22 protein-coding genes and 1 pseudogene are annotated in these 24,850 nt (G+C 50.3%); 4 read left to right on the top strand and 19 right to left on the bottom strand.

Going from position 1 to position 24,850, the window contains the following annotated elements; translation table 11 throughout:
- Window positions 1–113 precede the first annotated feature (113 nt).
- The 10 genes and pseudogenes from AC0YN3_RS31045 to AC0YN3_RS31000 form a co-directional block, all read right to left on the bottom strand.
- Window positions 114–1,136 (bottom strand): ATP-grasp domain-containing protein, encoded by a 1,023-nt coding sequence (locus AC0YN3_RS31045; RefSeq protein WP_475778750.1) that lies wholly within the window; start codon window positions 1,134–1,136, stop codon window positions 114–116.
- A gap of 47 nt (window positions 1,137–1,183) precedes the next feature.
- Window positions 1,184–1,981, bottom strand: coding sequence for an HAD family hydrolase (locus AC0YN3_RS31040; protein ID WP_475778749.1), 798 nt, complete (start codon window positions 1,979–1,981; stop codon window positions 1,184–1,186).
- On the bottom strand, window positions 1,978–3,168 hold the full coding sequence (locus tag AC0YN3_RS31035) for a cysteine protease StiP family protein (protein WP_475778777.1): 1,191 nt from the start codon (window positions 3,166–3,168) through the stop codon (window positions 1,978–1,980). Before AC0YN3_RS31035 ends, AC0YN3_RS31040 begins: the two co-directional genes overlap by 4 nt.
- Window positions 3,157–4,326 (bottom strand): annotated as a pseudogene (locus tag AC0YN3_RS31030) (phosphoribosyltransferase family protein); the annotation flags it as partial. The pseudogene AC0YN3_RS31030 and the gene AC0YN3_RS31035, both read right to left, overlap by 12 nt.
- A gap of 76 nt (window positions 4,327–4,402) precedes the next feature.
- Entirely contained in the window at window positions 4,403–5,608 is a 1,206-nt protein-coding gene (locus AC0YN3_RS31025; RefSeq protein WP_475778748.1) for an HpcH/HpaI aldolase/citrate lyase family protein, read from the bottom strand.
- Between the two features lie 101 nt (window positions 5,609–5,709).
- Window positions 5,710–6,501 (bottom strand): TerC family protein, encoded by a 792-nt coding sequence (locus tag AC0YN3_RS31020; protein WP_183567033.1) that lies wholly within the window; start codon window positions 6,499–6,501, stop codon window positions 5,710–5,712.
- Between the two features lie 24 nt (window positions 6,502–6,525).
- Entirely contained in the window at window positions 6,526–7,803 is a 1,278-nt protein-coding gene (locus AC0YN3_RS31015) for a TerD family protein (protein WP_475778747.1), read from the bottom strand.
- Window positions 7,804–7,876: 73 nt separating this feature from the next.
- Complete coding sequence (locus AC0YN3_RS31010; protein WP_475778746.1) at window positions 7,877–8,455, bottom strand: TerD family protein; 579 nt, start codon at window positions 8,453–8,455, stop codon at window positions 7,877–7,879.
- A gap of 110 nt (window positions 8,456–8,565) precedes the next feature.
- On the bottom strand, window positions 8,566–9,147 hold the full coding sequence (locus AC0YN3_RS31005) for a TerD family protein (RefSeq protein WP_441946115.1): 582 nt from the start codon (window positions 9,145–9,147) through the stop codon (window positions 8,566–8,568).
- A 27-nt stretch (window positions 9,148–9,174) separates the two neighbouring features.
- Entirely contained in the window at window positions 9,175–9,768 is a 594-nt protein-coding gene (locus AC0YN3_RS31000) for a TerD family protein (RefSeq protein ID WP_475778745.1), read from the bottom strand.
- An 875-nt stretch (window positions 9,769–10,643) separates the two neighbouring features.
- Here AC0YN3_RS31000 and AC0YN3_RS30995 point away from each other — a divergent pair.
- A complete protein-coding gene (locus tag AC0YN3_RS30995) occupies window positions 10,644–10,952 on the top strand; it encodes a thioredoxin family protein (RefSeq protein WP_475778744.1) in 309 nt (102 codons plus the stop codon).
- Between the two features lie 42 nt (window positions 10,953–10,994).
- Here the strand turns inward: AC0YN3_RS30995 and AC0YN3_RS30990 are convergent, their stop codons facing one another.
- Window positions 10,995–11,423 carry a DUF4362 domain-containing protein gene (locus AC0YN3_RS30990; protein ID WP_475778743.1) on the bottom strand — a complete coding sequence of 143 codons (429 nt, stop codon included), beginning with the start codon at window positions 11,421–11,423 and terminating at the stop codon, window positions 10,995–10,997.
- An 81-nt stretch (window positions 11,424–11,504) separates the two neighbouring features.
- Entirely contained in the window at window positions 11,505–13,349 is a 1,845-nt protein-coding gene (gene abc-f / locus AC0YN3_RS30985) for a ribosomal protection-like ABC-F family protein (protein WP_475778776.1), read from the bottom strand.
- Window positions 13,350–13,789: 440 nt separating this feature from the next.
- On the opposite strand from abc-f, the gene AC0YN3_RS30980 reads away from it, so the two are divergent.
- Together AC0YN3_RS30980 and AC0YN3_RS30975 are read left to right on the top strand one after the other, a co-directional pair.
- A complete protein-coding gene (locus AC0YN3_RS30980; RefSeq protein ID WP_475778742.1) occupies window positions 13,790–15,652 on the top strand; it encodes a 3-oxoacyl-[acyl-carrier-protein] synthase III C-terminal domain-containing protein in 1,863 nt (620 codons plus the stop codon).
- Window positions 15,649–16,542: a DUF6999 family protein gene (locus tag AC0YN3_RS30975; RefSeq protein ID WP_475778741.1), complete on the top strand. Its 894-nt coding sequence runs from the start codon at window positions 15,649–15,651 to the stop codon at window positions 16,540–16,542. Before AC0YN3_RS30980 ends, AC0YN3_RS30975 begins: the two co-directional genes overlap by 4 nt.
- Before the next feature lie 76 nt (window positions 16,543–16,618).
- Here the strand turns inward: AC0YN3_RS30975 and AC0YN3_RS30970 are convergent, their stop codons facing one another.
- The 4 genes from AC0YN3_RS30970 to AC0YN3_RS30955 all read right to left on the bottom strand — a co-directional run bounded on the left by AC0YN3_RS30970 (window position 16,619) and on the right by AC0YN3_RS30955 (window position 21,267).
- Entirely contained in the window at window positions 16,619–17,857 is a 1,239-nt protein-coding gene (locus AC0YN3_RS30970; protein WP_475778740.1) for a TraB/GumN family protein, read from the bottom strand.
- 169 nt (window positions 17,858–18,026) lie between these two features.
- A complete protein-coding gene (locus AC0YN3_RS30965) occupies window positions 18,027–19,640 on the bottom strand; it encodes an S-layer homology domain-containing protein (RefSeq protein ID WP_475778739.1) in 1,614 nt (537 codons plus the stop codon).
- A 148-nt stretch (window positions 19,641–19,788) separates the two neighbouring features.
- The gene (locus AC0YN3_RS30960) at window positions 19,789–20,766 is read right to left on the bottom strand and encodes a ring-cleaving dioxygenase (RefSeq protein WP_475778738.1); all 978 of its coding nucleotides are present in this window, start codon (window positions 20,764–20,766) and stop codon (window positions 19,789–19,791) included.
- A 54-nt stretch (window positions 20,767–20,820) separates the two neighbouring features.
- Window positions 20,821–21,267 carry a MarR family winged helix-turn-helix transcriptional regulator gene (locus AC0YN3_RS30955; protein ID WP_475778737.1) on the bottom strand — a complete coding sequence of 149 codons (447 nt, stop codon included), beginning with the start codon at window positions 21,265–21,267 and terminating at the stop codon, window positions 20,821–20,823.
- Between the two features lie 149 nt (window positions 21,268–21,416).
- Here AC0YN3_RS30955 and AC0YN3_RS30950 point away from each other — a divergent pair, with 149 nt between their 5' ends.
- Entirely contained in the window at window positions 21,417–22,046 is a 630-nt protein-coding gene (locus AC0YN3_RS30950) for a M15 family metallopeptidase (RefSeq protein WP_475778736.1), read from the top strand.
- A 108-nt stretch (window positions 22,047–22,154) separates the two neighbouring features.
- Here AC0YN3_RS30950 and AC0YN3_RS30945 read toward each other — a convergent pair whose 3' ends face one another.
- The 3 genes from AC0YN3_RS30945 to AC0YN3_RS30935 form a co-directional block, all read right to left on the bottom strand.
- Entirely contained in the window at window positions 22,155–23,189 is a 1,035-nt protein-coding gene (locus AC0YN3_RS30945) for an LLM class flavin-dependent oxidoreductase (RefSeq protein ID WP_475778735.1), read from the bottom strand.
- Window positions 23,190–23,345: 156 nt separating this feature from the next.
- Window positions 23,346–23,789: an Rrf2 family transcriptional regulator gene (locus AC0YN3_RS30940; RefSeq protein ID WP_475778734.1), complete on the bottom strand. Its 444-nt coding sequence runs from the start codon at window positions 23,787–23,789 to the stop codon at window positions 23,346–23,348.
- A gap of 129 nt (window positions 23,790–23,918) precedes the next feature.
- Window positions 23,919–24,827, bottom strand: a complete 909-nt coding sequence (locus AC0YN3_RS30935; RefSeq protein ID WP_475778733.1) for an aldo/keto reductase — start codon at window positions 24,825–24,827, stop codon at window positions 23,919–23,921.
- Window positions 24,828–24,850: the final 23 nt, after the last annotated feature.

The raw sequence follows: 24,850 nt of genomic DNA, 5'->3' as shown, positions 1-24,850 counted from the left end.
TCGCAGGTATATAACCGTATGAGTCCGCATTCATTTCTTATCGTTCAATAGTCGTACCCTATGTATTCTACGTATACCTGACATAAAAAAAAGAGGCGGCCGCCTCTTCTTATTTATGATTGATTGGGCATTAACAAAGGCTGCTCGACATATCCGGCCTGTATGCCGAATTGCGGCGTCGGAGGAACGATTGTTTTTCCTTGCAGCGCTTGAACCGCCAGATATGGCATGTTGACGCCGGATAAGCAGGTGATGTACAGCCCGCCAGACATACGCGGGTTAATCTCAAGCAGCTTTGGTAAGCCGTTGTTGTATTTCACCTGAATATTGAACGCATAAGGAATGCGCAGGCTTGCCGCAATCCGATTCGCGATATCCAGCAGCTCAGGCGACTCCTCAAGCAGATAGGTACGTCCGGTCGATTTGCGGCGCGGAATCGCTGCCAGCAGCTCTCCCTCGACAGTTGCCACGCAATCAATGCTGTATTCCGTTCCTTCCAGCAGCTCCATTACCATAATTGGCTCGAAACGGTCCGTCAATGCAAAAGTATCATACGCCTGCTCGAAAGTCGTCGACAAGGTCACGTAGCCGTAAATATCCTGGAGGGGATCGCGCTCGTTGTCAATAATACGAAAACCCATCCCCCCCTCTGATTTCGTCGGCTTGAAGCATACCTTGTGGCCGGCAGCCGTAAGCTCCTCATAAGCGAGCTTAAACTCTTCCGCAGTAGTAGCTACGCGGTAATCGGGGATCGTCACCAAATCCTTGCCTTGCAGCGCCTCAAAAAACTTATCCTTCTCGATCATGGCATCCAGCAGCTCAATATCGCGGCATACCATTACCTTCGTCCCTATCTCATCGAATAGATGCGCATATCGCGATATCTCTTCCATGTGCAAGCGCGGGATAAATATATCGATTTCATTGCTTCTGCAAAAATCTACGCAAAAGTCCACATAATCTCGGCCAAAAACAGCCGGCTCCGTTCCGATATGGTCCGATGCAAGCAAGGACATATGATTGATATCAGGATGGGTGCCGAAAAACTCAAAAGCCTCTCCATCCGGATTGTCCCGAATCATATTAATGTAGTGGTATGCGACCGAAAACCAACGATTCATATAAACGCGTGTCATCTCATCACTCCTTCTTCCCATTCATTAAATACTTGCCGCTAATAGGTTTATGACCATCTCGCATGCTCAAGGATCGCTCCAAGCAGCTCCTCGGAGGCAAGCGCGCCTCTCGCTTCTGTAAACCGGATATGCGGATGCTCCGAGTAGAAACGGCCGAGCTCTCCATGCACGGGTGATAGTGCGTAGTCCGCCGCAAGCAGCAAGCTTTCATCCAACAGGCTGTCTCCGGCCGCATATACGAAGGCAGCCCCCAGCTTTTCCTTTACGTACTGAATGGCTGCTCCCTTGCTCACTTTCTCGGGCACCAAATAAATTTTCCGTCCCTGGAGCGAATAACTCCAGCCGAGCGGTGCCAGCTGCAGCCTAAGAGATTCTAACTCGTCATGCGGCAAGCGGTCTCTTTCCACCACAATGGAGTAAAAGAGCTCATCGCATAGATCATTTGATTTCACCCAATGTGTGGAGGAGATTTTGGCGAAAAGGCCAGCTATCTCCGTATGGTCCGCACAATGCTGCTTCACGGCATCGCGTACGACGCTTTGCCAGTCCTGGTCAACTTCACCGTCTTTAAGCACCGTACCGCCATTGCTTACAATCACATAAGGAGGATTAAACCTCTCCCTGATGCCGAATATACGGTTGTATTGCTCCGGTATGCGCGTCGTCACGGGAACGAAAGCCATCATCCCCGCCAGCTCCGTCAGCCTCTGTATGGCGGGTTTTGTCATGTATGAAATGTATCTGCCCTCATACAGCTCTACGGGAAGCATGTCCTCAAGCTCGATTTCGCCTTTGGACCTTACGGAATAAATTAACGTTTGATCCAAATCGCTCGCAAAGATCATTCCGCATCCCCCTTGAGCGCTTTAATAATGCCGCAGCAGGAATAGGTCATATGCGGGTATTCTTCAACCGGCACGCCGCGATCCTTCGCAAGCAATAAAATATGCTTTAGATTAGGGTTGTCCAATCGGTCGACGAGAATTTTCCAAGGCACCCTGCGCAGCAGAACGCGTGTCGTCTCGCCTACGCCAGGCTTGATGAAATTAATATCGCTGACCGCAAACTCGCTTTGGATACGGGTAATATCCTGCATTCCCTGCCAATTGGCTTCATGAAGCCCCGGACTCGCTTCCATCCTCAGCGCTTCAGCTTTGGATATATCGGCCGTTTGATCGAAATACGCGGAAACGGTATCTACGAACGCATGAGTTAAATCAGCTTTGGCCCATTCCTTGTAGTACTTCGCACCGTGAAAATCATAGGCTCCGATCAAATCGCTCCGCAGGACGGTCCGACTGATTAAGCCGGATACGGTTGCGTTCAGGCATGCACTTGGGATAAGGAAGTCGTCCCTCGTACCGAACAGCGCTGCGCAGTGCCCTGGATCCGCGAGCACGGCAAGCTCAGCGCTAAGGTCAACGCCGTATTTCCGTTTCATTTGGCCGCAAGCTGCAAGGAGTACCTTCGTAATGGCGCCCTTCCCTGTCCAGCCATCCACGAACTGCACGGGCTGACCGGGGTGATTCTGATTCATGTACAGCAGCGCATTCTCGTCGATGCCTTTGCCTCTTATTATCGATAGGCTGTAATGCGGAATATCCCTGCCATGCACCTGCTTCATGTAGCGTTTCATTAATACGCCTATCGGGGTTCCGCCTCTAGCCAAAGACGCAAGGACGACGTCGAAGCCGCGTCTTTGAATAATCCGCTCGGATACGGTTCCTATCGCTTCGGCGATCCGGCGCGCAGAGTCGCTGAGCGCATCGTGAAACAGCTGGATATATGCTGCACTAGGCTGATATTCGATCGGCAGGCTCTCCGAATAATGACCGCCGGACTGCATAGCGGCTTCCCGCTCCTCTGTCCGCTGCTCCAAAGATATGTCGCTCAGATCCTTCAACAGAAAAGTAACGTCCTCTTTGTTGTAGCTGCCTATCGGGGCAGGAGATGCTATGCGTTTCCGGCTAAAATAAACGATATGAACGCGAGGAATGCCAAGGGAGATCAATACCTGCTGAAGCTCTGCCATTTGCTCGAACGCCAGCTCCCGTTCCATGAATAGAAACATTTCATCATACGAACCATGAGGAATATTGTACATGAAATTCATGACACCGGGATGCTCGGGCGAGGCAAAGCGGTATGCTGATTGAACGGCGTAGCCGCTATTGGAATTCGGGTGAATCGGGCTGCGCGTACTGGATTGGTACCATGCGTTTCCGCCAAGCTCGGCAGCTATCCGCATCGGAATGTACATGAACTCACCGGTTCCCATGCAAAGCGTCTTGCCGCCCGTCCGATGCTCGCGCAGGAATGCGGCTGCTTCCTCCACTTCTCGGTCAAGCAGGCAGCTATCCTCTGCCGTTAAACCGAATCTTCCCGTGTGCTGCACATAGGAAACGTCGCCATCTCTCGAAGTCAGGGCCGCGAAACGTTGATTTGCGTACAGCACGTTAATATCCGGAGCCTGAATGGTATTACGCAGTCCTTCCGCCTCTCCCGTGCTCTCGATAGGAGTCCCGGAAACAATGATTTGTCCCGTTATCAAAGAAAGGCAATGAACCTCCACGCCAAGCTCGTCCTTCAGTTCGCTGAAGCGCTGAATGTCTTCATCTGAACGCCAGTCCAGCAGGCTTGCAACGATATAATCTTTTTTTCCGTACCTCGCATGCAGATCATGAATAATGTTGACCGCCGTTTTGCCCGTTGTCATCTCATCATCTACCAATACGATCGTTTCGGCTTCTTGAAAGATGGCAGGATCAAGCGCGTAGCAGCGATGGGTTGTCGCATGTGAGTGTTCTTCCTCGAAGTCGATGCAGGAGCTCATATACGCGATGCTCTCACGAGTGGTGTGCAAGAAAGAAGCGTCTCCTTCAAACATATCGAACATGCTGTGGCCAAGCGCCGTTGCCGTTTCTGCAAAGCCGATAAACAACGTTTTCTCGTTTACCGCCATTTTGCGCTTCTTCATGCGCACATAAATATCTCCCGCGGCCTCAGGTGCCTCGAACGCTTCCAGAAGCTCTTCGATTCGCACGGGCAGTTCTCTTCCCTTAAACTGCTGATACAACAGCCCCAGCGCCGCTCCTGACAGCAGGGAGACATGAGGATTGACCGGAATATGCTTGCCAAGCACCTTGCTCACGAACAGAAAGCTTCGTTTTTTGTTGATGCGGGCTGCCATCTGGAAGAGCTGCTCCAGCGGAATATCAAAAGCGTTGCCCGTCACCTGGATCGTAACCTCTAAATCTCCAATAATATTAAACGATTGCGGTTTCCCGTTCTTCTGCGAGTAGGCAGGTGAAATTCTGGTTTTCATTTAGCACCCCATATATGTTCGATCTGATCAATATGCGCTTGGCCCATGTCATATGCGGCTTAAACTCATTCATTTTATTCGAATAGCGGCTTTTCATAACGCCTAAGTCACCCTGGCTGTTCTCCATAATATGCAGCGCGTCCATGTATTCCTCATGCGTAACGACCAGCATTGATTGTACGGGCTTAATATGCGTCGGATGAATGATCGTTTTCCCGATAATGCCATTTTCCTTATCCATCGCGACTTCGCGTATAAGCCCGTCTACGTATTTATTAATATAATCCATGCGTAAAATGCGGCCATGCTTGCCCATGCTCTCTTCGAACGGCGTTTGCCTTAGCTGCGGCTTAAACACGCGGTCGCTCTTGAAATACTCCCATACCGGTCCGGATATGACATAGTGATTATCCATCCGACCGAACACGTTGACTATATCCGCGATGCAATCACGAATAACCGCGATATCGTAGATCGTATGGTCGGGGCTTCTGCGAAGCCCAAAAAGGCTCGAGAAATCAGTAGCTCCGATCCTTACGTTAAGCACATATTCCTTATATTCATTCAGCAGCGCCGATATTTCCATCAGCGTCTCGATCCGCTTCTCGCGGTAGATCACGTCGGAGCTCTCTAGAATAGGCATGCCGTACAGCGTAGAGCTCGTTACTAGATTCCGCTTGTTGTACTCTGCAAGCAAGCTTAAATAACCTCTGCCTGATTCGATATTGAATTTCGGAAATACGATTCCTGTAACATGTTGAATTTCCTCGCCAAAACAAGACAACAGCCGTTTTAACTGCTCAACGGAGCGAACTCTGATAAAAATAAGCGGAATTTCGTTTACGCGCAGCAGTCCTATCGATAGATACCTTCCTATCGTCAATAGCGTTGCTTTCAGATTCTCTTCAGCATATTCGAGTTGATTATCGCCTACTGCATCTTCAAGGTCTATCACCATAGACACGAGTCCCTCGTGTTTATCGGCTACCAAATCGTCTGCTATATTAACCTTGGTCGCTGGCATATAGAGAGCCGCGCCAATCGCGTGAGCAATAATTTCTTTGTCAGCATCATTATTGAAATGAGTAGGGAGGGAATAAAAGAAATTCTGCTCTTCTTCATTGGTAAGATAGTTGAAATACCTCAAAGTGATCCCTCCTAAAATGTTGGTAAAACAAGCTGAGAGTGAAAAAATATCCCTCGCGTTCCATTGAGGGATATTTTTCGATAATCGGTATATTTGCTTTACTAGACGGCTTTCGAGCCTCTTTTGTTACGTACTGCGCTGAAAATAAGCGTACCGCCAAATACTGCAATAATGACACCGAAGAACAGTGCATGCGGCACATGGAAATCGTATGCTCCCGCGATCATCTTAGCAGCGATCAAAATAATCAGGATGAAGGCTGCTTTCTCCAGCTCTGGGAACTTATCGATAAGCTTGAGGAATACTTGAGCCACTCCGCGCATCATAAGAACGCCTAGAATACCTCCGAGGAACAATACCCATACTTCTTCGCTTACGCCGAATGCGGCAAGCACGCTGTCGATACTGAACGCGATGTCCATGATTTCAACGGCAAGCACGGTACGCCAGAATCCGTAGCCTTTGTTTTGTACCGTTTCTTCTTCTTCGTTGCCTTTTTTGCCAATGTAGGGAATCAGCTTAATGCCGCCTACGCGTGCAAGCTTGAATTCGAGATGGAATAGATTGCTAAGCGCAATCCATAACAAATACAATCCGCCCGCGACTTTAATCCACGTAATTTGCACGAGATAAACACCGACGCCAATCGCGATGAACCGGAAGATGTACGCCCCGATAATCCCGTAGAACAACGCACGCTTCTGCTGTTCCTTCGGCAAATGCTTAACCATAACTGCCAGCACCAATGCATTATCAGCCGAGAGCAGTCCTTCTAGAAGGACCAGCGTCGCGATGATTCCCCAGTTCGTAGGGTTGGTGAATACGACCGATAAATTGTCCCAGTGAAAAAATTCACCAAAATTTTGTATGATGCTCTGAAAAAAATCAACCATTCTAAAAAACCTCCGGCATTAGCATTATTTGCTTCCTTGTACCCATCTTAGACCCCAGTTAAACGCCTCATCGAGATCCTTATGTCCCGAGAAATACTGTACGAGCCGCTGAATACTAAAGGTTTGGTCATTTACATTCTCGACCATCGCAATCGCGCACATACCCTTGCGATTGTTATGCTCGTCCATTCTCACCTCGATTTCAGGACCGCCTGCTTGGCTGATGGTAACAACGCCTGCTGCCTCCGCCCAGTTAGTGGCACCTTCGTAAATGTACGCGTAGATGACAATCCTTTTAATTTCTGATACTTTATTGCCATTTATTCTAAGATTTTCACCTGTTTGGATTGAGCCTGTCCGATCATCCCCATCAAGTGAAACGTATGGCGCCCTGGAAAGGTCTCCAAAACTATTGCCTAACGCCTGTACGGAGCCCTTCATGCCATTTTTCAGCTCGTACAAGCAGCCCACATCAAGATCGACGCCGCTGGATCTTCCGAAAAATCCGGTGGAGGCTTTCTTTTGATTCCAATTCAAATTAACGACGATCTCGCCTAGCGAGCCGGCGCCCTTCTGTAAATTAATGACGTCGCCGCGCTTCGTTAATGAAATCTTGCTAAGGCTAATCGGAGCTGCCTTCGGCTCAGAAACGGTTGGCTCTGGCGGTTTTGGCGGAATAATCGGTGCCTTCACCGGCTCTGGCGGTTTCGCCTGCGCAGGCGAAGGAGCATCCGCCTTCACTTCAATGCCGAAGCTGCTGCAAAGTGCAGCCAGGCCGCCGGAATATCCGGATCCAATCGCATTAAACTTCCACTCGCCATTATATCTATATAAATCTCCTACGACAATCGCAGTTTCAATAGAGAAGTTTTTTCCAAGTTCATACCGCAATATTTCGCGTCCTGTTCCTTCGTCAATTATGCGGATATACGCATCGTTTACGCTAGAAAAACTTTGTCTCTTTGCTTCCCCATCGTAGATGGTTAACGTAAAGGATATACGTTCAATCGCTTGAGGCACATCGTTGATGCGAATCATTACTTGTTCCTGATCAATCTTTCCTGCCAAGCTGCGTTTGTTATCTCCCGCGAGTACGATTGAACCGGTTGTTTCCTTTGGGTTTCCGTAGAATATTAAATCCTGGTCTCCAGCTGTTTTTCCGTTTGCGCGCAGCAAAAAAGCAGAGAAATCAACATCCACGCCTGCCGCGCTGTTCCATCCCATTCCAACGAGAAGGTTTTTAAAAGAAGGATTATTTTTGGTAATATCTGCTTTCTGGCCTTTCATTAGTGACAATTCCATGCGCTAACCGCCTTCCAGTAATAATAGAATAGGGTGACCACTGCTCACCCTGCCACCCTAAACTTCATTCATATTAGACCGATAGTCCATAATTGCGGCAAAGCGCAGCGAGTCCACCCGAGAACCCTGAACCAATCGCTTGGAATTTCCACTCCAAACCATGGCGGTACAATTCGCAGAAGACGATTGCCGTCTCCACGGAGAAATCTTCTCCAAGATCATAACGCAGCACTTCTCTTCCCGTCGCCTCGTCTACTAAGCGAACAAAAGCGTTCGAGATCTGACCGAAGTTTTGGTGCTTGGTTTCAGCATCATGAATCGTAACCGTAATTCCGATCCGATCAATCTGCGAAGGAACCTTGACGAAATCAATTTTAATCTGCTCGTCATCCCCGTCGCCTTCGCCTGTCCGGTTGTCGCCCGTATGCTCAACGGCACCGTTGTAGGCAATCAAGGCATTGTAGAAAACAAAATCCTTTTCATCCCTGGCCTTGCCATCCTGGTGCAGCAGAAATGCACTTGCATCCAGATCAATTTCACCGCCGCCAGTATACTTATTCGTATCCCAGCCGAGACCGAGAACAACCTTAGTAAGCCCTGGATTGGTTTTGGTAAGATCAATCCGTTGTCCCTTGGAAAGATTAATGGACATCGTTTACTCCTCCTTGAATATAGCTAGGTTCGAATTGCTGATACGGACAATTGTCATTTCAAAAAAGGGCCGCCACTGGCGACCCTTTACGGGTTGTTGCTAAAAACGTATTAGTTAGTCGAAAGACCGTAGTTGCGTGCAAGGCCAGCTAGTCCATCTTGGAAGCCGCTTCCAACCGCGCTGAACTTCCACTCGCCGGAATGACGGTAAAGCTCGCCTACGATAACCGCTGTTTCAATGGAGAAATCTTCGCCCAAATCATAACGGATAAGCTCTGTTCCGCTTTGCTCGTCCACGATGCGAACAAACGCATTGGATACTTGTCCGAAATTTTGGCTGCGTGCTTGCGCATCATGAATGGTGATGCCGAAAGCAATTTTATCTGTCTCGGCAGGAACCGCGCCAAGGTCAACGCTTACTTGCTCATCATCGCCATCGCCCGCTCCAGTACGGTTATCGCCAGTGTGAACGACTGAACCGTTGCTGTTTTTAGGGTTGTTGTAGAAAATGAAGTCGGAATCGGAACCTACTTTGCCTTCTGCATTCAAGCAAAATACCGATGCATCAAGGTCGAAGTCTTTCCCTCCGTCATATTTATTAGTATCCCAGCCTAGACCAACCGTAATTTTCGATAGACCCGGGTTTGTTTTCGTAAGATCGATTTTTTGACCTTTGGATAAGCTAATTGCCATTTTAAATGCCCTCTTTTCTCAATATAATTATTGGTATTGACGAGCAAGAATATCAACATGAGGAGCATGAGTGCCTTCCCCAATTGCGCTAAACTTCCATTCACCATTGTTCCGGTAAAGCTCACCCACAACCAAAGCTGTTTTGCCCGAGTAATTATCCGTCAAGTTAAAGCGAATAAGCTCTTGGTTGTTAGCCGGGTTAACGATACGTATGAACGCTGATTTAATCATTCCGAAATCCTGACGTCTGGATTCGCATTCGTAAATGTTCACCACGCAAAGAATCTTGTGGATATGCGCAGGTACCTTGTCCAGCTGCACGATAATTTGCTCATCGTCGCCATCGCCTTCGCCCGTGATGTTGTCGCCCGTATGAACGACCGAGCCATCACCGCTCTGCTTGTTGTAGAAGCATACAAGATTACGCTCGCCGCTAAGCTTTCCTTTTTCGTCCAACAAAAGCGCTGAAGCGTCACAGTCAACGTTCGCAGCCTTCTTCATTCCGAAAAATCCGCCCTTAACCTCGGCAGGGTCCCAGCCTAAGCCTACGATCACCTTGCTAAGTCCGGCATTTCCTTTGGTTAAATCTATCTTCTGGCCTTTTACGAGAGAGATTGCCATTGTCTTTGCACCCCCTTTCCAAATGGTTCAATACTTAATCATGATTCGATAGCACATTTAAACTCAAGTACTCTACAGTTGCTATACGCCCATTCGACAAGCAAGTTCCAAAAAAAAAAGTGTGAACGTTACATTATTCTACAAAAGCTGAATAATCCCTTTTCTTTGTGGCCACGATGCTTGAAATAAACGGAGCAGCCATGCTGGACGCCTGCAGGTACATGCCTATCTTAATTTTATAACAATTGCCTGCCCAATTACAAATTCCTACAAATTAAGAAACAAAATGATGCGGAAGCCGCATCGTTTGTGTCCAATTCAAGTAAGCATGATGAATGGCAAGCTTATAGAACTCTTTTTTTACAAAAAAAAGGTGGAAAAATGAGCCCATTAACGAGATAATTAAAGGAGTAACTACGAAGACGCGGGGTGCTTGCGATGGAATTCATAAAAAAGAATAAAACCAGTCTCATTTTTGCTGCCTTGCTGCTCATTAATGGCTTGTTTTTATTATCGATCGTCCTATCCAAAAATTAGCCTCAATGATACATAAACGCCGCAGCCTATTCCGAATAATTGTCGCCGCACCGCTACATGAATCCTGCTTGTCCAAGCTTCTCGTTTCCCCTCTCATTCCTTCATTTCTCATGGTCCCGTCCCTTTGCCTGTCATTACCCAGATCGGTCCATGCTTCTTGAGATAAAGACGCTTAGTCCATCTCCCGCGGCCTTATTTTTTTTCCTGACCACATTGAGCTTGCTATATTGCGCATCAACGAATGCTGTTTGGGCACCTTCCTTTTGCGGAAACATCTTACTTGTACAGCAGGCGTAAATCGAGTAAATTACTTTTATACCGTTTAAAGGAGCATCACCATGGCCATCCGTGAAATCAATGAAGCATCCTTGTTAAATCTCCTGCAGTCCGACAGCCGTAGAACGGCCATTTATTTCTTCACGCCGCTTTGCGGTACCTGTGCCATTGGAGAGCGCATGCTCGAAATTGCTGAAATGACTGGCATATCGGTGCCGCTGTACAGGCTTAATATCAATTACGCGCCGCACCTTAGAGACAAATGGAAAATATCCAGCGTACCCTGCTTGGCATTGCTTGAGGAAGGCGAACCCGTCCGCTTGGAATATGCCATGCATTCAGTGGACCATCTATATCTCATGCTGAAGTGAGGGACCACGTCGATCCTGGCCCCTCCACTCGCTTACATAGGGCTATTCAGACCGAATTTCGAGGAGCGTAATGTCTTTCCCGGCTCCCCCGCAGCCGTTCAACACATAGGCGTAGCCGTTATTCGCTTCGTTTTTCTGCAAGGAATGACAGACATAGGACTTTACGGATGATGATCCGAATTGATCCTGCGAAGTGTCATAGCTGACTTCAATTCCTTCGTCCTGCTTGGTTAGGCTGTAGAAGAGCGGGTCGCCCTCAGTCGTATAACGTACGACCCTCAACTGATCTCTAGCCCCTTGAACAAATGCGTCCAACAGCCCGACATTCTTCACATTCCCATGCGTGTCAATCACATCCTCCGTTTCATGGACTGCGGTCTGCCGGGAACCGCCTTGTTCTTGCCTCCCGCAGCCAATCAACGCTAGCGCAATAAGAACAACCACTGCCGTTTTTCCAGCTGTGTGCAACAAACAATCACCGCCTATACAAAATATTCATAAATATTCAAACGCATATCTAGCAAAATGGGTTTCAACCTTCAATAGGCATCTTTATTGCTGAATCTCCCTTTCCACATTCGAAAGGCTGGCAATCTGGAGACGAAGCCCGCGAATTTCCCGAAGCAGCTGCTCTTGCGCCTCTCGTTCATCCGGCTGCGCGACGCTCATTAGCTGCGTTAATCTCAGCATCAGCATCTCCTTCTCGTTCTGGATATCCTGCTCCTCCGGAGACATGGCCCGGCTGCGGTCCTTAGACAAAAATTCCTCATAGGTGCCCGGGAACCATCTTGGAGCGTGATCGTCGCTAAGGATCAGCAGCCGATTTGCCGCTTGCCGAATCAAGTAGCGGTCATGCGTCACGAGCAGCACCGATCCGGGATAATGCAGAAGAGCCTCCTCTACCTGCTCTCGCGTTCCGATATCCAAGTAGTTGGTGGGCTCATCGAGTACAAGCAAGTTAGCTTTGCTAAAGTACAGTTTAAGGAACGCTACCCTGCACTTCTCGCCCATGCTCAAATCTCCAATGCATTTAAATACATCATCCTTTGAGAACAAAAAGCAGCCTAAAATCGTTCTTGCATAGGTTTGCGTCATATCCGGCAGCAGCAGCAAGCTTTCCAAAATCGTCATCTTGTGGTCAAGCTGCTCAAGCTCCTGCTCGAAATAACCGATTTTGGCCTGAGGGTGCAGAACGACCTCGCCCGTGTCCGGCACCAGCTTGCCTGTCGCGAGCTTCAGCAGCGTTGATTTGCCCGCTCCGTTCGACCCTAGAACGGCTAGACGGTCTCCCCTGTTGATTGAAAGGCTTAGCTGGCTGAACAAAGGATTGCGCCCTTCGTAAGCAAAGCCTACAGCGTCCATCCGAAGCAGTGTCGCGGCCGAGAATTTATCCGAATCCAGCTGCATGCGCAGCTGCGTTTCCCTGCGGCTCACCTGCACTTTATTGCTGTCCAGGCGTTCCAGCGCGGATTCCTTCGCATGCAAACGAGATACGTTTTTCTTTGATTTCGACCGAAGAAAATCATTTTGGCCGGCTGCTCTATGGGCCTGCTGGAACCACTCTGCATACATCCGAATGCTCTCGACAAGCTTCTCCCGCTCCTGCTCCTGTTTCTTATGCAGCGCTTCCTGCGTCTTCAGCTCCAATTCCTTCTGCCTCTTGTAATCGGCGTAACCTCCCGGATAACGTCTGCAGCCATTCTGCCCAAGCTCTAAGACAGACGTAGCCGTTCGGTCGATAAACGTCCGATCATGCGACACGTATACGATCGTCCCCGCATAGCCCATCACCCAATGTTCGAGCGCATCCAGTGCTTCCGCATCCAAATGATTCGTCGGTTCATCCAGCAGCACAAGCTTCGGCTCCCTGACCATGATCGCTGCCAGCTGGGCTTTCGTTTTCTGGCCTCCGCTTAGCTGCTGGAACGTTTGGCCCCATAACGCACGCTCGAAGCTTAAGCGGGTTAAACATCTCTCGACCTTTACCTCCCAGCTATACCCGTCAAGCTGTACGTACCTCTCGAACAATGCACTGTAGCGGCCGAGCTGCATCTCGCTGTTATCGCCGCCCTGCATCTGGATCGTAAGCTCCTCCATCGCTTGCTTTAATCCGAACAGCTCACCCGATCCCGCTTGCACGAACTCCTGCAGCGTAAGCGCCGAATCCAGCTGTGCCTGCTGATCCAGCCAACCCCATTCCTCTAGCGGAAGAAGCCGCTGCACTTCGCCCCCATCGAACTTAAGCCTGCCCGTCAACCCCTTCAGCAGCGTCGTTTTCCCAGAGCCGTTTCGTCCGAATAGCGCAAGCCGCTCATTCTCCTTCACTTCAAAGCTTATATTCTCGAACAACAAATGGCTGTCCCATTCTTTGTTTATCTGTTTAACCTTTAATAGCATCAACTTTCATTCCCCATTTCGAAAAACATCATAAAAAAACCGTGGCCAGCGGCACACGGTCGAATACGCAGGGGAATATCAGGTAAACGGAAATAAGGATGTGTCATGCCGCTTTTTCACGGGTAAACATCTCTTATGAATCGCTGCTGATAGCTATTTCGCAAGTCCCCAAATCGACGCACGTATCCCTGACCGGTTCTCGCTAATCGAGAACGCCGCTTGTACTTTAGACAAGTTGTTTGCAGGAATCGTGTACTTACTTCATCGGCTGGGTTACCTCCGTCAGTCATCAGTTTTGATATGCGTCTATTATATCGGATGGCCGAATATGTATTCAAGTCCAACTTTGTTCGCGGTACCAAATAAAGTTAGTACTAGGCCTGAATTGAAGGATCAACGATCATAAGAGTGATCAAACTATCTTTTTACGGAGGTGCCTTATGAACCCTGTTTACATGACCAGCATCGGAAAGTTCCTCCCCGGCGATCCGGTCGGCAATGATGAAATCGAGGATTACCTCGGTAGAATAAACGGCAAAAGCTCCAAATCCATGCGCCGTATTCTCGAGCAGAATAAAATTAAGTATCGACACTACGCATTAAACAAGGAGCAGAAAAGCCTCTATTCCAATGCGGAAATGGCGGGCCGCGCCATTAACGACGCCCTCGCGCGAAACAAGGCTGAGCTTGGCGGCAAAGTGGATTTCCTTGCAGTCGGGACGACGCAGGGGGACCTGCTGGTACCCGGCTTTGCCAGCATGGTGCATGCTCAGCTTGGGTTGCCCGTTATGGAGGTAGCGACGCATCACGGCGTATGCGCAAGCGGCATGCAGGCGATGAAAAACGCCTATCTGCATGTGCAATCTGGCGAGCAGCAAACCGCTATCTCCTGCGCCAGCGAATTCCCGAGCCGCGTGTTCAAGCATACGCGGTTCGAGGCCCAAGAAGGGCTTATAGACCGTCCGGTGCCGTTCGACACCGACTTCCTCCGTTTCATGTTATCCGACGGGGCTGGGGCCGCTGTCCTGCAGCATCAGCCTGCCGCAAGCGGCTTATCGCTGCGTATTGAATGGATCGATAACAAATCCTATGCGAATCTATATGATGTCTGCATGTATGCCGGCACAAACAAAGACCATGAGGAACACGCAAGCTGGCTCGACTACCCTTCGGTCCATGACGCTGCCAGCGACGGTGCCGTCAATCTGAAGCAGGATATCCGTCTCGTAAATGAAATGCCTAAGGTCGGCGTGAACCGCTTCTTCGAGCTCGTGGATGAAGGAAAGATTGATCCCGCAGCCATCGATTGGATGGTCTGCCATTACTCCTCGCATTTTTTCCGTGAAGAGATATTCAGGCTGCTCCAGCTGGGCGGGCTTACGATACCAGAAGAGAAGTGGTTCACGAATCTGTACACGAAAGGAAATACAGGCGCGGCATCCATCTACATTATGCTGGAGGAGCTGCTGAACGAGGGGCATCTGAAAGCAGGCGAGCAGGTACTCTGCATGGTTCCCGAGAGCGGCAGGTTCCAAACCTCCTACATGCTGCTGACCGTGGTCGGCTCTTCATGCGAAAGCGCTGCCGCGTTCGAAGAACGCGTGCCTGAGGCCCCGCATCTCGAATACGATGAAGCCGACGATGTGCAAGCCCGTCTCGTGAGGCAGCTTGTGCAGGTATGGATCGATTTCGAGCAAAAGCTCGCCCATGTGCCGGTTATCCAAAAGCTGTATAATCAAAAATTTACGCTAGACGATTATAAAGCGCTGATGGAGAACATACGCCAGCAGGTCATCGACGGCTCGCAGTGGATAGCCCGCGCTGCTTCCTATATCGCAATCGAGCATATTGATCTTCGCTCTACGTTCATTGCCCATGCGCGCGACGAGCATCGTGACTTTCAAATTCTTGAGCGCAACTATGTAGCGGTCGGCGGCGATTTAAGCACGATTCAAGCCGGCGAGAAAAACATCGGCAGCGAAGCGCTTTCTGCCTATCTATTCCAGCGAGCAAGCCGCGAGAATCCCATTGATCTCATTGGCGCGATGTGGATTATTGAGGGTCTTGGCTGCCGGATGGCCCGCTACTGGGGCGAGATGATTCGCGATCAGCTTGGCCTCGGCGATGATGAGGTCTCCTTCCTGCTCTACCATAGCGATTCCGACGAGAAACATTTCGAGCGGCTTGAAACGGTCGTTCAGCATCCGATGCTGACTGCGGACATCGCGGCGCGTATCGTGAAAACGGCCAAAACAACGGCCCGGCTGTACCTGCTGCAATTAGAGGAGCTGGGCAACGTATGAGTGACGCCGATTATTTCAAAAACATGCCGCATGACAAAAATGATCCCAATCCATTTCTCGCTATATACATGGATCAGAGCATTCCGTTCAACGAGGAGGCAAAGGCCGCTTACCTGAAGGACTGCTCCAGCAGGTCCAGGCAGTTTCTTCTGCCTGTCCTACGGCCCTTCGCCAGACTGATGATTATCGTGCTGCAGCTCTACAAAATCATCGTGCCCAAAGCGCTCACCTCATCCCGCCTGCTGCACCGTGTGCTGCATTTCGGCATGAAAACGTTCGTGAGCCCTAGCGCTAATTTCATGATCCTCCGCCATTTCTATCTCGGCTCTGAGGTACTCGGTTTCATCCGCGACAACGTACCCGGCGTCCAGATTGAAATGAATCCGCTTAAGCCAACCAAGCTGGAGCCCGTGAAGGATGATCTCTTTCTCATTCATGACCTGAATCTATACAATTTCGTCATTAACCTGAACCGGGAGCTGCGTGAGAAAGGAATCGAAGTGACGGTGCAGCAGCAGCTCAATTTCAACTCGATTACCTCCTCCCGCATCCCGATTGAGCAAATGCCGAGGCGTTGGACGAATTTTATGGATTTAACGACCGCAATCGAATGCTTCACGCCTGTCTACCAGCTCTTCCTAACGGACAATGATTTCTGGCGTGCAACCAACTCGCTGCAGCTTGACGAGACCATCGGCATACTCGCATCCAAAATCATCGGAAGCAACGACCGGCTGGCACTCATTAACAATAAGCACCCCATGGTGCCGCTCACGACGCTCAAGGCAGGCTTCCGGCTTGTCCTGCACGGTCTTGCAACCGAGCAGCTCCACGCGCTGCTTGTAGAGCTTAAGCTCAAGCAACAGCAGCAGGCTGCAACTAGCCGCTAGCTTCGCCTGAACTAGAAAACGAAGGAAGGCAGCCTCCTCATTCGGAGACTGCCTTCCTCTTAACGTTATCTTGTTCCTATTGCCGCGTAACCGAAAACCCCTGCTTCTCAAGCAGCGGAACGATGCCGTTCTCGCCCAGCATATGGGCAGCGCCTACAACGACGAAGTAGCTTTTACTTGCACTGTCGTTCAAATAACCGGTTATTTTATCCACCATCGGCGCATTGCGGTCCGTAAGGAGCGCCTTGTTCAGCTCCTCGTTCGAGGACGTTGATTCCGTCAGCTTCAGCAGCTGCTCCTCATTGCCCGTTGCCCACATCTCCGTAAGGTCGTCAATGCCGGAATCCTCCGTGTAATAACTCGCAATGGAGGCAACGAGCATCTCCTCCTGCAGCTTGTCGGAGAACCGATCGAACATTTGCAGCTGATACTCGATCGATTCCAGCTCCAATATTGGCTTTTTGCTTGAGATCGACTGTTCCAGGAAATGAGCGTCAATGCCAATCCCAATATCGTAACCGGAATGGGAGGAGGACAGATAATCAATCGACGAAGATACGCTCCAAGGCTTATAGGTATCGAGCGCGTTCGCCTCAAGCCCGTTCTCCTTCAGAATCTCGCCAAGCTTCTTGTACGCATCTGCGGAAATATGGTCCTTGAGCGTCGTTTGATCCTTATAGACGCTTAGATCCAGTACAAGCTTCTGCACTTCCTCGTCATTCATTTTGGTAATGTCGGCCTCTACCACCAAATAATCAGATAAGTCATATGCCTTCTGAATTTCTGGGCGCAACGGATACATCGCTTTATTCGCAATATGTATCGAGCCTAGCAAATAAACGGTATTGCCTGCTTTCTCTACCTTCCAAAGGAAGCCTTGGCTTGGCTCCTTGACCTGGAGGGTAATTGTCCGCTGCTCCTTGTTCCAGATGATCGCATAGCCCGCTGCTTCGCTTACGGTACGTAGCGGAATATAAGCAGTGCCCTTCACAAGCTTAGGCGCAGTGAGCAGCTCCTGCTCCGTATCGTTCACCGTCGCTTCTGGCTGACCGATTTGGAATAAAAGGACGACACCTTCCTTTTTGCCCGTAATGGTCTTACTCTTCTGGTCCCACGCCACTTGGAAATCCAGCTTCTGCAGCACGAGCTTCGCCGGTACGAGCGTAGTCCCCTTCTCCATTATCGGCTGCAGGCTGCCGAGCTGCACCTGCTCGTCCCCTATCCAAACGGAAAGTGCTTTGCCTTCAGCTTGAGTCGGCGACACGAATGAGAATAACAATGCCAATGATAGTAATAATGCCGAAAGCTTTCTCATAAACGGATTCTCTCCCCTTCTTGAACCGAATTAATCTATCGCGCTCTCTTCCTATTTATTTTACCTATTCATGCCGCGCAATAGCCAGTTCGGAAAATACGAATCTCGTTTTCGTTGTCATTCAGCTGGTAGATAGCCTATAATGCCGCCATACGCACAGCGTTGCCCGTCATTCAAACCGATAGCCCAGAAAACGGTCAGCGTTGCGCATGCTGGCCCAAATGTCCGGACTCTCCCCTCCGATATACCAATAAGCCAGCCCCGCCAGCCCCGCTTCTGCCGCTAGCTTGTATTTTGCCGTAAGGGAACGGCCCTCTTCTACCCATATTTCATGCTTTACGCCATCTTTCATATAAGTCGCGGTATACTGGCCCGATTGTCCGTCCCATTTCGGTTTGATCGCATATTTGCTCAAGATGGCATTCTGTTCGTTCAGTGTAATAAACGCGGTCGACTCTACCGAGCCGTCCTTTCTCAAATCCCAATCACGGTTATAGAACGGAAGCGCTAAAATAACTTTAGAGCTGGGAACGGCTTTAATCAGCTTGGCTATTCCCTCTTTGTCAAATCCGAGCGAAGCATTGGGACCTGCGCCTGAGCCCGCTCCCCAATGCTCGTCATAGCCCATGAGTACCATATAATCCGCCTGCTTGCCAAGCGCGGCGAAATCAAAGGCATCCGTCCAGTCCGTACCGCGATCAGGCGATACATCCATTGAAAGCGTGACGTTCATCGACTTCAGCTTTTTCGCCAGCTCCGCAACGAATGCGGTTAACGCGGCACGATCCTGCGGAGCCACATTTTCAAAATCGAGATTGAGTCCATCTAGATCATATTTCGCAGCATAGGCGGCAAGCTTTGTCACTAGTCCGCTGCGTAAGCTCGTGCTCGACAATAGCTTATGCGTTGCCGCTTGATCGGATCGATTGCCTACCATCGGCCATATTTTTTTATTGTATTTTTTAGCCCAAGCCACAAGGGACGGATCCGATACATCCGTTATCTCTCCGGAAGCTTCTGCGAAAAACCATCGGGGCGACAGCGTATTTACGTTTGAAGCGAGCACACTGGTCTGGTATTGCTTCGTCGTTTGGCCGTATTGCCAGCCGAGTTTGATCGTCTCTGCAGGTTTGGCTGCCAACATGGCTGCCCACTTCTCATTCTGGAGAACTCGGTGTACCATAACAACCGTTTCCTGCCTTGTAATCGGATCGGTTGGACGGAAATAACCGTTGCTGTCGCCTTGCATTAGACCTAGGCTCTGCACCGCAGATGCAGAGGAATTGGCCCATGACGCAATGAGCCCGTCGTCTGCGAAGCTTGTTCTTGCTCCCGTACCACCCGATTGTTTCTTCAGTGCCCGCGCAAGCAACACGGCCGCTTCCTGACGCGTTACCGGCTTGTCCGGCGCAAAGCGGCTGGCGCTCACGCCATCTGCCAAGCCGAGCTGAACCGCCGCTTGAATCCAACCATAATGCCAAGCCTTCGCCGCTACATCCGAGAATGGCGTGACCTTGCTTGCTGCCGGCTCAAGTCCAAGCAGCCGATCAAGCACGGTAATGAACTCCGCTCTCGTAATGGATGCTGCCGGAGAGAAGCTTGTTTCGGAAGTGCCCGTTATTATTTTTTTCTGATACAAATCAATGATTTCCTGCTTTGCGTAGCTCCCGGATATATCGTTGAAAGGCAGCTTGGTTTCAGCATGAACCGTATGTATGGAAGCGGCAAGCAGTCCCAGCAAAACACTAGCAGTCACATACCATCTATTAAAAAGATGCTTCATAGGGTCCCTCCTAAAGAGATTAATCCCCGAAGCATATCAAACTTTCTATGATTACTCATTGCTCAATTATTGGTAGACTGCTAGAAAAGACGGCCGTCCCTTGGTTATTAGGGATGGCCGTCTTTTATAAAAAGCCGATCTGAGCGCATTACGCGTCTGCTTTGGTTTGGAGCGGTTTCAGTCTGGATTCGATCTGCGCACGCTGCGGCTCAAGGAATGGTGGAAGTGCCAGCGATTCGCCCAAATGGTTGATATCCTCATCGGTATCGAAGCCGGGACCGTCTGTAGCCAGCTCGAACAATATGCCGTTAGGCTCGCGGAAGTAGAGCGAACGGAAGTAGAAGCGGTCGACGAAACCTGAGTTAGGGATACGCACGCCGCGAATATGCTCGATCCATTCTCGCAGCTCCTCATCATTGTCTACGCGGAAGGCTACGTGATGCACACCGCCATATCCCTGATGCTCGCGCGGCAGATCATGTCTTTCCTCCATATGCACCTCGGCGCCGCTGCCGCCCTCGCCGGTCTCGAATACGACGATATCCGGCTGGCCCGCGATTGTCGACGGGTAGCTGCCTTTTTCCTTGAAGCCCATAAGCTGAGTCAGGACAAGAACGGTCGGCTCCGGGTTTTTGACCGTAAGCTGTACGGGACCAAGTCCCAGAATGCCGAATTCGGCTGGCACTGGGCTTTTCTCCCAAGGCACTCCGCCTCTCACGCCTTCATTATGCTCATCGGAAACGAGTACGAGCCGTTGTCCTTCAAAGTCGCGGAACGCGATCGTCTGGCGGCCGGCTCTGTCCATGATGTCATCGTGATCAACGCTATGCTGCTCGAAGCGTGCTTTCCAGTATGCGATCGCCGCATCGTTAGCGACCCGCAGAGACAGCGAAGAGATGCTGCTTGTACCTGCCCGGTTTTGCGCTGTCATCGGGAACTCGAAAAAGGTCAGCTCCGTGCCCGGGTTTCCTTTCTCGTCTCCGTAGAACAAATGGTATACCGAAGTCTCGTCTTGGTTAACTGTTTTTTTGACCAAACGAAGGCCTAACAGCTGCGTATAAAATTCGAAATTGCCAGAAGCTGTGCCTGTAATGGCGGATACGTGGTGAATGCCTTTGAGTTGCATATGAACAACCTCCTAATGGTTTATTGAATCATTGCGTTTCGTTTATGACGTTTATTATTCATGCCGTATTTTCTTAAGCAGCTCAAGCAGCTGCTTCTTCTCACCGCGGCTCAGCGCATTGTACTGCGAGGCTTGGAACTGCTCCTGCACCGGAACGACATCGTCAAACAACGCTTTGCCCTTATCGGTGAGCGACACATATTTGGTCTTCCATTCCTGCTCGCGTTCGATAAAGCCCAGCTCCTCCAGCTTGCCAAGCAGCTGCGTAATATTCCCTTTGGTGACGAAAAGCTTATCCGCCAGCTGCTGCTGCGTAAGGCGGTCATGCGCGCCAACTTGGGCCAGCATATCGAACTGCGCGGCGGAAAGGCCCCATTTCTTCAAGTGCTGATGCGTCTCCCGCAAGCTATGGTTATAAACCCGCGATAAGCGAAACCATATCAACAAGCCTAACCGCTCATCGCGCTTCGATAACCATGCTTCCGAATCTTCTTGATTCACATAACCACCTCCTGCGCTGCTTCCTGTTATCAGTTTAGATATAAACTGATATTTTGTCAACACGCTGCATGAATCCCCTACCTCGGACTAGGGCATCGCCAACTTCAATATGATAAGATGAACGGATATCAAGCATAAGGAGATCGTACATGCTCGAACGCAATCAATTCTCTCACCAACCGCTGCCTGTCGGGCGGGCTCAGCTGGACCTCGCAGCAAAAAACAGACGCAAGCGGAATCGATTGCTTCTGTTCATCATTCTGGCCATTACAGCCGCATTATTATGGAAAGCGATACTCACGTTCGAACCGGCTGCGCCTTTTATCGACAACACTCCCGTCCCTCCCGTAACGGAGCTGAATCCCATCGTATTCGCCAAGCAGGCCGAGCTGATCGCCGAAACGGGCAAAGCCGGCATCACCATCCTCATAACGGATGGATTCCGCTCCAGCGAAGAGCAGGATGCCATATATGCAAAAGGACGCACTGCGGAAGGCAATGTCGTCACGCAGGTCCAAGGCGGACACTCATACCATAATTATGGCCTCGCCATCGATTTCGCCTTGCGTACCAAACAAGGCGAGGTCGTGTGGGATATGAAATATGACGGCAACAAAAACGGGAAAGCCGACTGGATGGAGGTCGTTGCAATCGCCAAGCGATTGGGCTTTACTTGGGGCGGTGATTGGGACAATTTCCCTGACTATCCGCATCTCCAGATGGACTTCGGCTTGTCGATACGCGAGCTGCGAAAAGGCCTTCGGCCACCGATGGAATAGCTGCTGCCAGCGTCGCCATTTACACGTCAAAGGGCAGCCTCCCAAGGTCAATTGACTTTGGGAGGCTGCCCTCTCTCGTTCATTAAGCTGCATTCATCCTGCTGCTTATTAAAGTCCCGCTATAATCTCATAGGAGCGCAAGCGCGCCTTATGGTCGAAAATATGGGCCGCAACCATAATCTCGTCGGCTTTCGTCGCTTCAATATATTGTTTCAGCTTGCTTCGTACCGTGTCTGGACCGCCGACAATGGAGGAACCGAGCTGCTGCTGCAAAGCTATTTTCTCCTGCGGCGTCCACACCGTATCCATGTCACGTACAGGAGCAGGCAGAGCCCCGCGCGTATTGCGAATAAAGGACAGGAATAGCTGCTGCATGGATGTTGCCAAATACGCAGCCTCCTCGTCCGTATCCGCCGCAACGACGTTGACAGCAACCATGCCCTTAGGCTTATCAAGTACCTCGGACGGCTTGAAGCTGCTTCGGTAGAGATTCATCGCAGGCACGGTAAAGGTTGGGGAGAAATGGCCGGCAAAGGCAAACGGAAGACCAAGCTCAGCGGCAAGCATCGCACTGAAATCACTGGACCCGAGCAGCCATATTGGAATATCCAGTCCTTCGCCCGGGATGGCGCGAACCGGCATGCCGAGCTCGGTGCGGGTTGGATCTAGGAAAGCGCGAAGCTCAGCGAGCTTCTCGGGAAAATCATGCCCATTGCCGCCTCTGTTGCCGCGCAGCGCTGTTGCAGTCAATCCGTCGGTACCCGGTGCACGCCCAAGCCCTAGATCAATCCGTCCTGGAAACAAAGATTCGAGCGTGCCGAATTGCTCGGCAATTACGAGCGGAGCATGGTTAGGCAGCATGATGCCCCCTGATCCTACCCGGATCTTGGACGTCCCTGCCGCGACATGCCCGATCACGATAGACGTGGCGGAGCTTGCGATGCTTGGCGCATTATGATGCTCGGCAAGCCAGTAGCGGTTGTAGCCCCACTGCTCCGCATGCCGTGCCAGGTCTAACGTGTTGCTGAGAGACTCTGACACGGAGCCCCCTTCAACGATTGGCGATACATCGAGAACCGATAGCGGGATAGTAAAAGAAGAATTGGTTATGATATGATCTGACATGACATTCACCCTTTTCATTGTAGTTGCTGCTTCCATGCAGACTGGCGGATATCCAATCAACTGTATGAATATTTCATACATATATCATATGAAAAAGGCCCGCCCAACAAGCGGTAACGCTGCGGCATGCCGCAACGTTACCGCCTCTGTTGTAACCAGCCTCTTCATGAGTGATTACACCTGCTGATTCTTTTGCTGAAGCTGGCATTTGCGGATTTTGTCGAGCGCGGTCTGCAGCGTATTTTGCTCCAGATAAGCCACATAATGCTGTTCAGCTTCATAGAAGAAATGATCCATCACGCCTTGAATATTAGCGGATACCAAACAATCCTCGTCTGGATTGCCTGAACACCAATGCGGCTTCAGTGTTCCTCCGGAAATCGCACGGTAGATCTGGGCAAGCGTCACTCCGCTCGGCTCGCAATTCAGGATATAGCCTCCGCCGATGCCTTCCTTCGTTGTGACGAACCCTTGCTTGCGCAGCGTGCTCATAATTTTCCGAATCCGCGTTGGATTCGTCGACACGTTTCTTGCTATTGTCTCGCTGCTAGCCATATGGTCAGGCAAATAGGCTAACAGCACCAAGCTGTGAACCGCTACCGTAAATTCACTATTCATCGTTGCAACTCCCTCTCAAGAAGGATACTGTAATTTTATTGCATACAGTTGTTAAAGTCAAACCTTCCTCCCATAGGATAGCATAGAGAGAGGCATCGGTATAGGCTTTGTCTGCAAGATGGAGCAACTTTAGCGGTGCTGCTCGTAGCGGTTTGCCTCGCTCAAGCTGCGAATTGCCGTCCATTCCTCCGGCGTCAGCTCTGCCGCAGCACCTGCAGCGATATTATGAATCAGCTGCTCGGCCGAGCTTGCGCCGGGTATCACCGTCGCGACCGCCGGATCGGCTAACGCATACCTAATCGCCGCATGCGCGACATCGCGAGAAGGATCGATTGCTTCAAGCAAGGCAGCATGCAAGGCTGTCAACTCATCCTTGCCATAGCTCAAATAACCCTTCTTTGCCTTCTCTGCACCCGCGCCAGTCAGTATCCCCTTAGCAACCGGCCCCCGCGCTATTAAGCTGATCTCCTTCTGAGCAAGAAGCGGAAGCACCTGCTCCTCCGGTCTTCTATCCAGAATGCTATATTGGCTCATGACGCTTACGATATTCGCGCGATCCGCATATTCCCTAATTACATTCGGACGTATGGAAGAAATGCCATAATAACGAATAAGCCCTTCCCGCTTCAGCTCCTCGAAAGCCTCAATGGTCTCCGATATCGGATCGTCCAGCGTGCCGCCATGAAGCTGATAGAGGTCAATATAATCCGTTTGGAGTCTCCGCAGGCTTTCCTTTACAGCCGACTTGATATACGACTTAGAAGGGTCCCATGACCAGCCATCCTTCCCCTTCTCCCATCTGTTCCCTACCTTTGTCGCTATAATGACGTCCGAGCGCCTGCTTCGAACAGCTTGGCCAACGATCTCTTCGTTCAGCCCTTCATCATAAAGATCGGCCGTATCGAGGAAGTTAACTCCATTATCTATCGCTTCATGGATAAGCGAAATGGCTTTATTCTTGTCCTGGCCAAGGGACATGCAGCCCAGACCGATCTCGCTCACGTAAAGCTCTGATGTACCAAGGCGATTGCGTTTCATATCACATCATTCCCTTCATTTTT

The organism is Paenibacillus sp. J22R232 (assembly GCF_056269165.1).
This window is presented reverse-complemented; position numbering and strand designations above follow the sequence as displayed.